General features: G+C 64.5%; 9 protein-coding genes. 1 reads left to right on the plus strand and 8 read right to left on the minus strand.

Translation table 11 applies throughout. The features are described from left to right. Positions 1 to 55: 55 nt before the first annotated feature. From HGK27_RS23830 to HGK27_RS23845, 4 genes are all read right to left on the minus strand, one after another. On the minus strand, positions 56 to 1,096 hold the full coding sequence (locus HGK27_RS23830; RefSeq protein ID WP_241127817.1) for a nucleoside hydrolase: 1,041 nt from the start codon (positions 1,094 to 1,096) through the stop codon (positions 56 to 58). 82 nt (positions 1,097 to 1,178) lie between these two features. Then, positions 1,179 to 2,663, minus strand: a complete 1,485-nt coding sequence (locus HGK27_RS23835) for a glycoside hydrolase family 30 protein (protein ID WP_206245363.1) — start codon at positions 2,661 to 2,663, stop codon at positions 1,179 to 1,181. Between the two features lie 60 nt (positions 2,664 to 2,723). Beyond that, a complete protein-coding gene (locus HGK27_RS23840; RefSeq protein ID WP_241127819.1) occupies positions 2,724 to 4,964 on the minus strand; it encodes a beta-glucosidase family protein in 2,241 nt (746 codons plus the stop codon). Between the two features lie 101 nt (positions 4,965 to 5,065). Beyond that, on the minus strand, positions 5,066 to 7,405 hold the full coding sequence (locus HGK27_RS23845) for a TonB-dependent receptor (protein ID WP_206245364.1): 2,340 nt from the start codon (positions 7,403 to 7,405) through the stop codon (positions 5,066 to 5,068). Between the two features lie 179 nt (positions 7,406 to 7,584). Here HGK27_RS23845 and HGK27_RS23850 point away from each other — a divergent pair, with 179 nt between their 5' ends. Beyond that, positions 7,585 to 8,631 (plus strand): LacI family DNA-binding transcriptional regulator, encoded by a 1,047-nt coding sequence (locus tag HGK27_RS23850; protein WP_206245365.1) that lies wholly within the window; start codon positions 7,585 to 7,587, stop codon positions 8,629 to 8,631. A 66-nt stretch (positions 8,632 to 8,697) separates the two neighbouring features. Here the strand turns inward: HGK27_RS23850 and HGK27_RS23855 are convergent, their stop codons facing one another. Genes HGK27_RS23855 through HGK27_RS23870 form a run of 4 tightly spaced genes read right to left on the minus strand, consistent with a single transcriptional unit; the run spans position 8,698 to position 14,773 of the window. Next, positions 8,698 to 9,273, minus strand: a complete 576-nt coding sequence (locus HGK27_RS23855) for a DUF3237 domain-containing protein (protein ID WP_206245366.1) — start codon at positions 9,271 to 9,273, stop codon at positions 8,698 to 8,700. Between the two features lie 50 nt (positions 9,274 to 9,323). Then, positions 9,324 to 11,180: a CocE/NonD family hydrolase gene (locus tag HGK27_RS23860; protein ID WP_206245367.1), complete on the minus strand. Its 1,857-nt coding sequence runs from the start codon at positions 11,178 to 11,180 to the stop codon at positions 9,324 to 9,326. Further along, positions 11,177 to 12,457, minus strand: coding sequence for a serine hydrolase domain-containing protein (locus HGK27_RS23865; RefSeq protein ID WP_206245368.1), 1,281 nt, complete (start codon positions 12,455 to 12,457; stop codon positions 11,177 to 11,179). The genes HGK27_RS23860 and HGK27_RS23865 overlap by 4 nt, the downstream gene beginning before the upstream one ends. Positions 12,458 to 12,481: 24 nt before the next feature. Next, the gene (locus tag HGK27_RS23870; protein WP_206245369.1) at positions 12,482 to 14,773 is read right to left on the minus strand and encodes a TonB-dependent receptor; all 2,292 of its coding nucleotides are present in this window, start codon (positions 14,771 to 14,773) and stop codon (positions 12,482 to 12,484) included. Positions 14,774 to 14,861: the final 88 nt, after the last annotated feature.

Genomic DNA, 14,861 nt, shown 5'->3' on the forward strand with positions numbered 1-14,861 from the left:
GGTGCGCCGGGGCCGATTGTCGTCGCGAGGTTCTGATGCCCCGTTCTGCGTGAAACTATGCTGCTGCCTTGCTGCGGGCGAGTTTGGCGAACATGTCGGCAAAGGTCAGGCGGGTGTCGATGCTGCGATAGACGCGCATGGGCCGCCCGCCCGAACCCGGCACATAAGCGCCCTTGTCATCGATCGAGGGTGTGGGCTTCACCACATAATCGCTGGAGGAGCTGTCCGCCTCGAAGGAGGATTGCAGCGCCGTCAGCGTCACCAGCGGGCTGTCGCCCAGAATATAGGTCTCCCCGATGTTGAGCCCCGCCCCGCCTGCCAGCGTGCCGATCCGGTCCACCTGCGCCAGCAGAAAGGCGCCCAGCCTGCCTGCGGGGGCCAGCCCCTGTTCCAGCTCGGCATGGGAGATCAGCACGCGGCGATAGGTGTCACGCGGCACCTGCCAGATCTCGATGTCGCTTTCGTTGAAGATGTAGCGGGCGGCGGTGATATCGATGGTGGTGTTGTATTCGGGATCGGTGCGTGCGGGCACGCCGGGGTTCAGCTCGGGATGCTCCATGCCGCCGATCCACGCCAGCTTCAGCAGCTTGCCGATGCGCGGATCGAGACGATGCGCGGCGGCCAGCTCGGTCAGGCTGGCCCCGGCGGCGTAGAACAGGGGGCGATGGCTGTCGGCCTTCAATGCTTCGGCGACGATGCGCTGGCTGGCCGGGCTGGTCCAGCCAGCACGATCCGGCCCCAGCGCTTTTTCGCGCCCGGCGACGATCGGCGGCACATGGTCAAGCCGCATCAGACCGGCCAGCTCCTGCGCGCGTTCTGCCGCATGCTGCGCCTGTTGGGCGGAGCCATCGAAAGGCTCCTTCTCATGCAGATGCGAGCCGACGATCAGGGCAATCTCCACCGAGGGCGAGGCGAGGTGATGCGCCAGCTGGAACAGCCCGTCAGGATCGCCGCCCAGATCATTGTCGATGATGATGCGCTGGCGCGGCGTGATGGCGGCCAGCGCGGCCTGTTGCCAGGGGGCAAGGGCGGCCCCGCAGGTCAGGCCCAAACCGCCGAGGACCCGGCGCCGGGCCCAGTTTTGCATGAGAGGCATGGCTTTCCCTCCTGTGTCGCTGGACTGTCGTGGTCGCATCGCGCGAAAGGCCGGGTTCCGGTTTTCGCGCGATGCTCTGGGCTCAAGAGAGCAGATTTGCCGGGATATACAAGGTGTTGAAGCTATCGGGGGGCAGATTGGGGGTGATCTGGCGGTTGCCGATCATCATCCCCACGCTCAGCGGCTCGGCCATTTCATTGTTCAGCACCAGCACCAGACTGCCATCGGGATTGCGGAAGGCCATCTGGTTTTCGTAACCGACAAAGCTGCTGGTGGGCAGATAGCGGGCGCCGGGCTTCACAAAGGCCGAGAGATGGCGCAGCAGCCAGTAATCGGGGGTGAGCGTGTAGTTCTGCCCATCGGGCGCCACCGCCACCAGCGCATTCTGCGGCCAGCCCCAGCCCGAGGAACCGCCCGCCGTCAGCGCCAGATTCCAATAGTCCCAGGTCCTTGCCCCGGCGGCGAAATAGCGCTTCAGCGTGGTCCAGCCATAGCGGGCATAGTGCCAGTCATTGGTGCCCACGCCGCATTCCTGCTCGCTGCCCCAGATCGGCAGGGAGGGCCAGCGGCGCCTGATGTCTTCCAGCGCGCCCTTGCCGGCCCATTGCACGCCCACGCCCTTGATCCAGCGGGCGGCCTCGGGTGAGGCCATGGCGGGGGCGAGCAGATCGGCATTGCCGCGCTCCAGCGTGCCGAAGAACAGCTCCACCCCGTGGCGGCCCATTTCGGTGCCGAGATAGGGGATGAAGCGGGCCAGCCCCTCGCCCGTCCAGCAGCAGCTGGGGAAGGGCTGGGCGGAGTTGAATTCGTTTTGCGGCATGACCATGCCGATCTTCACGCCCTCTTGCGCATAGGCGGCGACATAGCGGCCGAAATAGCGGGCATAGGCCTCGAAATAGCGCGGTTCCTGGATGAAGCTGTCCGTGCCTTCATGGCCCAGCTGGTCGGGGCGGATGCCATTGTCGGGCTGGCCGGGCCAGGCGGGGCCCTGCGCGTAATGGCCGCCCTTCTTCATCCATGTCGGCGGTGACCATGGCGAGGCCCAGAGCCGCAGATCGGGCCGGATCGCCTGCGCCGCCTTGATAAAGGGCAGCAGCGCCTGCCGGTCCTGAGCGATGGAGAAGCGTGCCATGGCGAAATCGCCTGGCGTTTCGTCATAGGAATACCATGCTCGCGCGAGATCATTGGCGCCGATGGGCGTGCGGCACAGGTTGAGCGCCGCGCCATCCTCGGCAAACAGCGCGGAGAGTGCCTGAGCGCGCAGCGCCGGGCTCAGCCGCCCCAGCGCATCCCAGCCCCGCTCGCTGAAGGCGCCGCCGAAGCCCTCGATCGGCTGGGCGGGGGTATCAAGGTGAATCTCGACATGGCGGGCAAAAGCATTGGCGGCGGGCGCGTCCAGCGATGGTGCGGCCAGCGCTTCCCATGCTCTGGCCCTTGTGGTGGCGTGCCAGCTTATGCCGCCGTCCGCACCCGCAGTGCGGGGGGAGGCCGCCTGAGCCATCACCCGGCCCGAAGAGGCCATGGCCAGACCCGTGCCTGCCAGCTTCAACATGTCACGCCTGTCCATAAAGCTCCTCTTGCAAAAAGACGGGCGCCCGAACGAAACGGGCGCCCGCAGGGTGGACTGTCAATCCTTCCAGCTTTTCCCGGTCAGTCTGGTGCTGACGGCAGGCCCCAGATGCTGGGCATCCGTGCCCAGCGCGAAGCTGTAGTCGCCGCCGGCAATGCGCCAGCCCGAGGGCGTCCAGTCGGCCAGCAGACGGGGATCGATGCTGAGATCCACGCTCTGGCTGGCGCCGGGGGCCAGATTGACCCGGGCAAAGCCCACCAGACGCTGCTTGGCCGCGCCATTGCGCGACACGAGATAGAGCTGGGCCACATCGGCGCCTTCGCGCGTGCCGGTGTTGTGCAGGGTGAAGCTGGCCTTGAGCCCGTCCACCTTCAGCCCATCCTCGGCAAAGCTGGTGTAGCTCAGGCCATAACCGAAGGGAAACAGCGGCTTGGCGCCGGTGCGGGCATACCAGCGATAGCCGACATCGGAGCCTTCCACATCGTAATTGGCCGAGAGTTTCGCATTGGGCGTGGGCGGGTTGCCCATGAAATCGGGCTCCAGATCGGCATAGCCGTCCAGCACCGGGCGCGGCAACTGGCTGACGCTGGCCGGGAAGGTGATCGGCAGGCGGCCCGAAGGGTTGGTCTGGCCCATCAGCACGCTGGCGATGGCCTCGCCGCCGCGCGCGCCCGGATACCAGGCCTCAAGCACGGCGGGCACATTGCCCAGCCATGGCATTGCCACCGGATTGCCGGTTTCCAGCACCACGATGGTGTGCGGATTGGCCGCCGCCACCGCCGCGATCAGCGCATCCTGCCCGTCCGGCAGGGTGAGGTCGGCCTGATCCAGCCCTTCGCTCGCCCATTTGGTGGCGAAGACGATGGCCACATCGGCCTTCTTGGCCTGATTGACCGCATCGGCCAGATTGTCGCCACCCCGGAAGGTGACGGTGGCCTGAGGCGCCAGCTTGCGGATCGCCGCCAGCGGAGCCGAGCCATTGTAGGCCTGCGAGAAGAAGGCGGCAAAGGGGCTGTCCACACCCACCGAGACCTTGGCCAGCGGCCCGCCTTCGCCAGCCACCTGACTCGATCCGCCGCCCGAAAGCATGCCCAGATTGGCCAGCCCGCCGATCACCGCGATGCGCTGGGCATGGGCGGCCAGCGGCAGGATGGCGCCTTCATTCTTCAGCAGCACGATGCCTTGCTTTGCGGCGTCTTCGGCCACGGCGGCATCGGCGGCCATATCGATCTTGCCGCCGGGGCTGACCGGATGCTTGTCGAGTCCGGCGGCATAGATGGCCGTGATCACGCGGGTGTTCATATCGTCCAGACGGGCGGACCATACCTTGTCGGCCTTGGCCTTTTCGGCCAGTTCGGCGCCAAAGAACACCTTGGGGTCAAGCTGCACGCCCGATTGCTGGTCGAGCCCGTGGATCGCCGTATCGAGCGAGGGCACCGCGCCCCAGTCCGACATGACAAAGCCCTTCCAGCCCCAATCCTTCTTGAGCACCGTGTTGAGCAGCCAGTCATTGTCACAGGCATGGGCGCCGTTCACAATGTTGTAGGCGCACATCACGCTGAGCGGTTGGCCCTTTTCGATGCCGATCTGGAAGGCCAGCAGGTCGCTTTCGCGCGCGGCGGCCTCGCCGATGCGGATGTCGACGAATTTGCGGCCCGTCTCCTGACCGTTCAGGGCGAAATGCTTGATGGTGGAGATGATATGGTTGCTCTGCACGCCGCGAATGGCCGCGCCCACCAGCGTGCCCGCCAGCAGCGGGTCCTCGGCCAGATATTCGAAGGTGCGCCCGTTGCGCGGGTCGCGCGTTAAGTTGACGCCGCCGGAGAGCAGCACGTTGAAGCCCTTGGCGCGGGCCTCTCCGCCGATCATGCGGCCCCCGGCATAGAGCACATCCGGGTTCCAGCTGGCGGCCTGAGCCAGGCCGCTGGGCAGGGCTGTGGCGCCATCATGACGCAGCCCGCCGATCCAGGCGACGCCCAGCGAGGCATCGGATTCGGTCAGAGCGGGCAGGCCCAGACGCGGCAGACCCGCCACATAGCCTGCGCCCGGCACTGCCTCGGGCGGCGGGGGCGGACTGTCGGGCGAGAGTTGCATGGCCATGATGCCATGGGTCATCACAGTGCGTTCGGCGGGCTGCATGCTGCGCACGCTGGCCACGGCGCGGGCATGGGCCGCGGCGATGTCCGAAGGGGTGATCGTGGTGTCCTGAGCCTGTGCCGTGCCGCTGGTGGCCAGAGCCAGCATGGCGATCCCTGCCGACATGGCAGCCTTGCTTTTAACGCCCCTGTTCTTGCGCATGGGAGTCTCCCTCTCCTTGAGGATGTTGTGCGGGCTGGAAAGCCATCATGCAAGCGGTGCGAAGAAGCGTTGTCCTCTTCGCACCGTTGCCACGTGTCAGATCAGAATTTGAAACCGGCGCGCGCCCCGAAGGTGCGGGGATCGCCAAAAGCGGTGACATTGCCAAAGGTGCTGACACCATTGACGGTGATGAAATTCTCCAGATTCTTGGCAAAGCCCTGAATGTACCAGCGGTCTCCCGGCGCGTGATAGGTGACGCTCACATCCGTGGTGGTGTGCGAAGGCGTCACGAATTGCAGGGGATAGGCGTAGAAGCCGGTGACATAGTATTTCGAGGACATCTGCGTGCCGACGGTGGCCTCCACGCGGCCCTCATTGCGCATGGGGATGGTCAGCGCATAGGCGGCGCGCACCACGGTGGAGGGCGAACGGTCGAGCCGGTTGCCCGCCCAATTGTCATCGCAGGCGCCAGAGGTGGTCTGATGCGGGCAATATTGGGTGTAATGCGCATCCAGCAGGTCCAGCCCGAAGGTCAGGCGGTTGTAGCGGTTGGGCGAAAGAATGCCCTCCAGCTCCAGACCCTTGATGCTGGCCTTGCCCGCATTGGTGGTGACCGTGGAGGGCGCGCCCGCCACGCTCACAATGCCGCTGAGCTGCAGATTCTTGTAATCATAGTAGAAGACATCGGCGTTGATGCGCAGCACATTGCCGACCTTGCCCTTATAGCCGATTTCATAGGCGGTGAGCGTTTCGGGCTTGTAATAGATCGCCTGAGGCTGGCTGGAGGAATAGACGCAGGCCTCTCCCTGCGACGTCACCTGCGATTGCCCGGCGCCGCCCGTGGAGCAGCCATCGCCGAAACCGCCCGCCTTGTAGCCGGTGGCCACGCTGGCATAGGCCAGACCGCCGGGCACATCGGCATCGATCCCCGCGCGCCAGGTGAGCTTCTGCGACTTGATCGACGCATCGTTCACATAGCCGCTCGACTGGCTGATCGGCTGATTGACCGAAGAGAGAATGACGGTGTGGCCATAGCGATACTTGTAGTCATCGGTATAGCGCAGACCGGCGGTGATGCGGACGGCGGGAATGGGCTTGAAGACGGCTTGCGTGAAGCCCGCAACGGTGCGGTTGATCACCGGGCTCTGCGGGAAACCATAGACGTAACCCGGGGCGCCCGGCGTGGGGTTCAGAAGACCGAAGAGATAGAGCGCGATGTCTTCTCGCTCGCGGAAGTAATAGAGGCCAGCCTGCACCTTGAGCGGGCCATCACCATTGGTGGAGACGCGCAGTTCGTTGGAAACCTGATGATAGGTGCCGTTGAAGCTGGTGGGCAGATCATAGGGAAGTCCCAGATCGCTGGTGCCCGTTTCAGCGCGCGCGAAGTGACGATAGGAGGCGATGTCGGTGAGGGTGACAAGGCCAAGGTTCCAATTGGCTTCGCCCTCGAACGAATAGGCTTCGTTGCTTTCGCCCACCTTGGTGGTGCCATTGCCCAGCACGCCCGGCTCCGTGGGGACGGGGTTGGTGCGGGTGAGGGCGGCAGCGGTCGAGGGGTTGGTCCACAAGGCCGTGGCCTGGCCCGTGGCGGGATTGCCCGAAATGGTGTAGAAGTTGGACTGGCGCAGGCTGGTCAAACCGGCCTGCGTGCCGGTCAGCTTGGCGTATTCGCTGCGCAGCAACAGGTTGAAACTGTCCGATGGTTCGATCAGCAGCTGCACGCGGCTGGCGAAATTGCTGCGCTGCGGGCCGATCTTGGTGGTGTCGCCAGGTGCCAGCTTGAGATAATTGTCATGGCGGTCGTAATCGAGCGCGACTCGGGCCGCCATGATGCTGCTGATCGGCACATTGACCGCCAGATCGCCGCTATAGGCATTGTAATTGCCCGCCGAAGCATTGCCGATGACTTCATATTTGCCCAGCTTGGGCTTGTTGCTGATGACATTGACCACGCCCGCCGTGGTGTTCTTGCCATAAAGCGTGCCCTGTGGGCCGCGCAGCACTTCCACGCGCTCCACATCGTAGAAGCTGACGTCAGCCTCCTGCGTGCGGGCGATGTAGACGCCATCGGTCATGAAAGCGGCGGATGGATCGCCCTTTTCGGTCTGATCGGTGCTGGTGACGCCGCGAATGGTGATCTGAAGGCCATCGGTATGGTCGATCGAGATGCTTGGCGCCAGATCCTTGAGCCCGCTCGGGCCGACGACACCGGCGGAGCGCAGCGTGTCCCCGGTGACCGCCGTCAGCGCGACGGGGGTCTTGGACAGCAGCGATTTATCACGTGTGGCGGTGACGACGATATCGGCATTGCCCGGTGTGTCGGGGGCTGCTGCGGATGGCGATGTGGCGGTGGTTGGTGTGGCCGTGGTCTGCGCCATGGCGTGATGTGACGAGAACGCAAGAATCGCGCCGGCACCTGCCAGCAAGGCATGCTTGTTCATTTTTCCCTCTCCCAGCTTTTGGTTTGTAATCTTATTTTTCGGTTCGTTATAATTTTGTTGCAAGCTGCTCGCAGTTGTTAGCGCTGTCAAGACTGCGCTGTCATTTTTCCGCTGGCCGAATTCGTATGAACATGCCACTGTTGCAAAAATGATATAGTTCGATGGGAACGAGGATTCTAATGCCCCAGAACGCCGCGCCACCAATGTCTGCGACCATGGGGGACGTTGCCCAGAAAGCGGGAGTTTCGCTCAAGAGCGTATCGCGCGTCATCAACAATGAGCCGCATGTTTCGGCCAAGCTGCGCGCGCGCGTGCAGGCGGCCATCGACGCGCTGGACTATGTGCCCGATACGGCGGCGCGATCGCTGGCAGGTGGCCGCAATTTCATCATCAGCGTGATGTTCGACAATCCCAGCCCGAATTATATCATCAAGGTCCTGTCGGGAACCTATCGTGCCTGCGTCGAGCATCAATATCATTTGCGCATCGATCAGTTCGACGGCGCGACCGGAACGGTCTGCATTCTGGCACAATTGGAGCAGGTCTTGCGCCACAGCCGCGTCGACGGCTTCGTGCTGACCCCGCCGCTATGCGATGACCGGCGAATACTCGACAGGCTGGATGCGCAGGGGCTGCGCTATGTGCGCGTGGCGCCCACGGTGGACCCGGGCCGCTCCGCCGCGGTGCAGATTGACGATGCCGCTGCTGCCGCCACTGTCGCCGACATGTTCTGGCGCCATGGGCATCGGCATATCGGGCTGATCAACGGTCCGGAATTGCATGGTGCGGCGGGGCGGCGGCGACAGGGTTTTCTGGAGCGATTGCATACGCTTGCCCCCGATCTGGAGGTCAGCGAGGCGGAAGGCGCTTTCACCTTCGAAGGCGGCATGTCCGCGGGGGGAGACCTGCTCGACCGCGTTCCGGGGCTGACCGCCATCTTCGCCGCCAATGATGATTCCGCAGCGGGCGCCATGACGGCATGCCGGCAGCGCGGGCTTGATGTGCCGGGGCAGATTTCCGTCTGCGGCTTTGACGACAGTCCGGTGGCCAGTTCCGTCTGGCCTTATCTGACCACCGTCTATCAGCCGATTGAAGAAATGGCATATACGGCGGTCAATCTGCTGCTTGCGCGTGGTGATGCCGATGCACTGGCGCAATCAACGCTGGATTATCGTCTTATCGAACGCCAGTCAGTGGCTTTGGCAAGTCATGATGAGCAGGCATAAAAACCGATAATCTTCGGGCTATGCAAGGTGAAATAATACAATGGCAATCTCCACCTTGCACCGAGCCTATATCAGGCGGAACACCTGAATCAGGCGGCCATTGGCTTTCGGCCCCAGATCGGGCGCTTTGATCTCCGGCGGGACGGGATAGGTCAAGGTGGCGATGAAGGCGGATTCACGCAGCCATGCGTATTTTTTGCCGGATACGTTGAAGGTCGGCAGAAGTCGGTATTTGCTTTCGCTGTAACCAAGGCCCTTGTTGTGGATGATGATTTCATAACCATCATCCGTCTTGAGCCGATACAGCGCATCGACAATAACCACACCATCGGGGCGCACCACGGGAAAGTCTCCACCACCGGGGATGACTGTGCCTTGAAGGCCGCGTCCCCGGAAGGTGCCGCCGATGATGGGCCAGACTTCATGGCGATCGCCGTCGGCGGCGGTCTGGTCTTCCCTGGGGCCCATCAATTCGGGCTCGGTGCAGAAGGGCAGGATGTCCATCACCCATTCCAATCCCACGGCATCGTAGATTTTGGGCGCGCCGCCAGCAGGCAGGGCGGGCACGGTTGGTTCATGGTCCAGCGGAGGCGCGGCGCTCAAGCGGCTGGATGTGGCCAGCGGCACGGCGGCACCGATCAAACCCAGAGCGGTTCGGCGGGAGAGGGTCATGTCTGGTGTCTCCTTGCGCATTATTGTGCCTGCCGCAGCGGGTCCGGGCGGCAGGGCTGGTGGAGAATGGTGCCGCAAACCGGCCATGCGGCGGGCACCGCAACGCCGGGCACCGTGCCGATCATCAGGCGGGAGGGATGCTGCGCATCATGCAGCACCGCGACCCGGCCCGGCACCGATTGGGGGGCGAAAAGAAAGCCGCCATACTGGCTGGGCGTGTCGATCCACAGCCTCAGGCGCGATCCCTTGCGGAAGGCATGGGCGAATTTCTGCACCTCGATCCGGGCCAGAGCGGGGGCGCCCGGCACCATCGCCGCCATGCTCTCCGGGCGGTCCAGCGGCCATGGGCGCAGCGGCGTGGATTTTGCCGGGTCCTGCGCGCGGTCCGACAGGCGCAGCCAGCCACGCTGGAGAAACATCTCCTGCCCATCGGGGCGCAACTCGGTCAGCGTCACTTGCAGATCGGCATCGGCGGTGGTGGTGGTCACCCAGAGATCGGCGCTGGCCGGGCCATAGGCCACCACATCATGGTCGAAAGCGGCGCTGGTGTAGGCCAGCGTGCCGCGCTGCCAGTCCGGCTTCAGCGGCTCCCAACTGTCCCTGCCGAATTCGTGATTCACGGCGGGTCCGCGCAGAGGATAGTCGAAACCATCGGGCTGGCCCTCGCCATGGTCCGTCACCAGCCTGCCATCGGCGGAAAGGTTGAAGGCCAGCGGCGTCACCGGCATCGGGAAGGTCGGATGGGAAAGAGTAAGCCCCGGCGTGAAGGTTTCAAAGGCACCCTCGCCGGGGCCTTTCAGCGCGCCTTCGATCCAGACCTGCACATGGGGCGTGGCCTCGAAACCATTGGCCTTGCCCTTCACGAAATGGTCGAAAAAGCGGATCAACTGCGTGCGAAACCGCGTTGAGGCATAGAGATCATGCGCGCCATTGGTTTGCAGAGACCACAGGCGCGAGGGATCGAGCGTCTCCTGAAAATAGCCCATGCGGGAGATCACCGCCTCATCCTGAAACACCTCCATCGAGAAGACCGGCACCGTGATCCGATTCGTGCGCGCGGCCAGATTGCGGATCTCGATATAAGCATCGCGCAGCGGATGGCGGATCAGCACCGAGGGCAGGCGGTTGCTTTCGGCGGTTTGTTCGTTGCGGGCGATTTGCGCCAGACAGCGCTGGTCACCCTCGGCCTGAGCGCTGGCCTTGGCCGAATTCCAGCGCGCATGGAGGTAATTCCACCAGCCATCGACAAAGCCCGGTGCGGGCACGCCGCCCGGATACCAGCTGTCCAGCCGTGCATCGCCCAGCGGCATGCCCGGCGCGATGGCCTTGAGATGCGGCGGCTGCTCGGCGGCGGTGGCCAGCTGCGACATGCCCGCCCATGACCAGTTGGCCATGCCCACCGCGCCATTCGACCATGGCTGGGCGGCGATCCATTCCACCGCATCGCGCCCATCCTCGCCATAGGAGCGGGCGAGGAATTCGAACTGCCCTTCCGAGCAGCCCGTGCCCCGCGCATTGATGCCCACCACCGCATAGCCCTCAGCCACCAGGGCGCGGTCGAGATTGACCGACATGGCGGTGTTGTCATCCAGATAGGCCGCGCCGCCGATCGCCCCCGGATCATAGCCCGAATAGTTGACGATCACCGGAAACGGCCCCTTGCCCCTGGGCAGCAGCACGCTGTAGCGCAGCTGCGTGCCATCGCGCGTGGGCAGATAGCCGGTCAGGCGGCGGGCGAAGAACACCGGCTGATGCTTGACCGGCGGGTTCATTTCATCGGGCGGGGTGGTGGCCTGATGGACCGGCACCGGGGCCTGAGCCTGCGCTGCCGTGGCGATGGCCAGCGCGGCCAAAGCCACGGATCGGAGGATGATCACTGGTCTTTCCATGCGGTCAGGGTGCGGAAATAGGCCAGCGTGTCTTCCAGCGCGGCATCGCTTTTGGGCGAGCCTTCCTCGGGGAAGAAGCTGAGCTTGACGATCACCGTGCGCGTCGCGGGATGGACATAGATAAACTGCCCCTGCAGCCCCAGCGCGGTGAAGGCGCCGGTGTCGTCCAGCTTCCAGATCTGATAGCCATAGCCGGACCGGGCGAAGGGATTGGTCACGCTGGCGGGCGGCGGCGGGGTTCCGGGATCGGCATTGGGCGTCATGGTGGTGGCCTGCTTCATCCAGTCAGCCGGCACGATCTGCCGCCCGTTGAAGCGCCCCTGATCCAGCATCATCTGCCCGAAGCGGGCAAAATCACGCAGGGTAGCATTATAGGCCATGCCGTTGAGTTCACGGCCCACGCCCGGCCCGCCATCGGCCAGCCAGAAGCCATGCGATTCCGTGCCCAAAGGCTGCCAGAGATCGTGGGCGGTGAAATCGGCCAGCGGGCGCTTGGTGGCGCGTTCCAGCACCCAGCCCAGCACCGAGGTGTCCAGCGTGGAATAGTTGAAATGGCTGCCCGGCGCGACTTTGCGCTTCATGCGCGGGGCCATATCGGCAAAGCGCTCCTTGTTGGCGACGATGGCGTTGAGGAAGATTTGCGCGGCAATGCTGGGCGTCGCGCCGAAATCATAGCGCTCCTCATAATCGGTGCCGGAGCGCATCTGCAGCAGCTGGCGGATGGTCACGCCATCATAGCCCGACCCTTTCAGCTCCGGCACATAGAGCGTCGCCGGATCGTCCACCGAATGGATCGCGCCTTGCGCCACGGCGATGCCCACCAGCATCGAGGTGAAGGTTTTCGCCATCGAGAAGGAGATGAAATGGGTCCGCTCATCGGTGTTGTTGCGATAGCTTTCATGCAGGATCTTGCCATCGCGCATCACCAGAAAGGCGGAGGTGTAGGTCAGATCCTCCCAGGCATCCTCGCTCATGGTCTGGCCGCGAATGGTGGCCTTGGGCAGGGCGGTATCGGCATGGGCCAGCGGGGCAATCGGGCCGGAGCGGGGCACCACGCGGGTCTGGAACAGCTGGTCCATGTTGTGGAAGGTCAGCATGTTCTCGGGCGCTTCGAGCATATGCATGCGCGCTGCGGCCAGCGCGGGGGGCACGGTGCCATCGGGCAGCACATGGCTGGGCGCGGTCTGGGCCTGGAGCGGCGCGATGGGCGACAGCGCCAGGGCAAGAGCCAGCACGCGCGTGAGGGGGAAGCGGGAAAAAGACATGGATCATCCTTGTTGGGAAGAGGTTTATTTGCGCAGCAGCATGGTCAGGCCGAAGGTGCGCGGACGCGATGTGATCGATTGATAGGAGCCCACCCCCACCACCCCGATCGAGCGGGACAGCACCGCGTGATCATTGGTGAGATTGTCGATAAAGGCCGAGACATCGACCGCCCCATGCCGCCAACCCAGACGCAGGCTGGCGAAATGGAAGGCCGCGGTGCGTAGCGCGCCCGGATCGTAGGAGTTGGTGGCCGGATCGGTGGTGGCGGTTTCCGGGCCGGGGCTCTTGTACTGGTAATCGCCGCGCAGATAGAGCGAACCGATGGCGATCGGCCTTTCGTAACTGCCGCCGATGCTGGCGGTCCAGGGATGGGTTTCGAGATGGTCGGCGGTGGTGGCCAGCGCGCCGCCCGCCACATTCTGCGTGAAATGCGCCGAGGTGTAGCTGAGCGTACCGTCCAGCGAGAGCCCCCTGGCGACCCGCACCGTTGCCTGCAGATCGAAGCCGGTGCTGCGCGCCTGCCCCAGATTGGCGGTGAAATGCGCCCCGCAATGCTGGAGATAGACATCCTGCTGAATGTCGCTCCAGTCGACGCGGAAGGCGCTGGCGGCAAAGGTGACGGCGCGCCCGACCCGGCCCTTCGCCCCGGCCTCATAGCTCCACAGGCTGTCCGACTTGTAGGTGCCCGGCACGGAGGTGAAGCCGTAACCCGCCAGATCGGCGCCGCAGACCGCTTGCGGCACCGGCGCATTGGTGCCGCCGATGCGATAGCCCTTGGCCGCGCTGACATAGAGCATCACGGCGGGGCTGGCCTGCCAGTCGAGGCCGAATTTGGGGGTCACCGGGCTTTCGCTGACCGATTGCGTGGGCTGCAGCTGATAGCCCGAGACCGGCCCCTGAAACAGCGAATTGCCGCTGAATTTGGTATGGGCGACACGCAAGCCGGCGCTGGCTTTCAGCTTGGGCGTGATGGCAAAGGTGCCGTCGGCGAAACCGGCGATCTGCTCATCGGCGCCGCGCCCCGCGCCTGCCAGCGAGGAGGTGCCATTCACCAGAGGCGTGCCCAGCACCAGTTCGGGCGGGATGCCGCCGAAGATATCGGCGAAATAGGGGTCCTGAACATCCTCGGAAAAATGCTGGACCGATTTGGCATAGAACACGCCCAGCACCCATGACAGGCGGGCATCTTTCTGAGTCGATTGCGCGCGCAATTCCTGAGTGAAGGTGCGCTGGTCATTGGCCATATGCGCCAGCGCATTGTAGCGCGCCGAAACCCATGGCGTGCCATCGAACACGGCGGGCCAGATGGTGGAATAATCGATCTGCGCGCTTTGATCGCGGATGTAATAGGAGGTGTTGTTGATGATCTGCACCCCGCCCAGATCGCCGGTGATGTTGAGCGCGGGCAGCAGGAAGCGGTCCCGGTCGGGCGAGGCATTGGGCTGGCCGCTCAGGAACTGGCCCTGCGACGGGTTGGAGAGGCTTTCCCAATAGGTGCTGCTGTCGTGGAGGATGCGGCGCTGATAGAACAGCGAGGGCGTGATGGTCAGCGCGTCGCTCGCCGCCCATTTCAGCGCGAAACGCCCGACCAGCGTGTCGCCCGAATTGACGTTATGCAGCACCGGTTGCCCGCTCAGCAGCGGATTGGTGTTCTGGCGGTCCACCCATCCGCCGTCATGGCGATACCACAGCGTGGCGGCCAGCCCGAGCTTGTCGCGCACCAGTGGCCCGGTCACCGAGGCGCCGATTTCGCCGGAGATGGCGCCGCCCTGCGTTGCGGAGGTTTCGCCGCGGGCATAGATATGGATGTCGTTCAGGCTGGGCTGGGTGGTGATGAAGCGCACCGTGCCGCCCTCCGACCCCGCGCCGAACAGCGTGCCCTGCGGCCCGCGCAGCACCTCGACACGGGCCAGATCGAAGACGGCGGGAAAGGCATTGGTGGAGGAATAGCCGACGACGCGGCTCTGGATCGGCGTGTCATCGATGTAGACGCCGGTGGTGGCCGCGCCCACCGTCGAGCTGACGCCGCGAATGGCGATGTTGGTCTGGTTGCCAAAGCCGTTGGGATCGAACTGGATGCCCGGCGTCTGGCGCACCAGACCGGAAATGTCCTTGATCCCGCGATTGTCCAGCGCCGCCTGCCCCAAAGCGGTGACCGAGAGCGGCACCTTGCTCAGCGCCTCGGCGCGGCGGGTGGCGGTGACGATGATCTCGCCCTGGCTGGGCGTGTCAGCCTGTCTGGCCTCCTGCGCCATGGCGGCGGTTGACAAGGCCAGCGCTGAAATCGCCGACAGATGGATGATGGCTTGCTTCATGGTTCCCTCCCGCATGCCGCCGTTGGGGCGGTCGTTCCGTCGGGAGGTCCGGGCGAGGGGCTTGCGCCTTTCGCGTCGATCCCGACGT

This window comes from Novosphingobium terrae, from assembly GCF_017163935.1.
GTDB classification, from domain to species: Bacteria; Pseudomonadota; Alphaproteobacteria; order Sphingomonadales; family Sphingomonadaceae; genus Novosphingobium; species Novosphingobium terrae.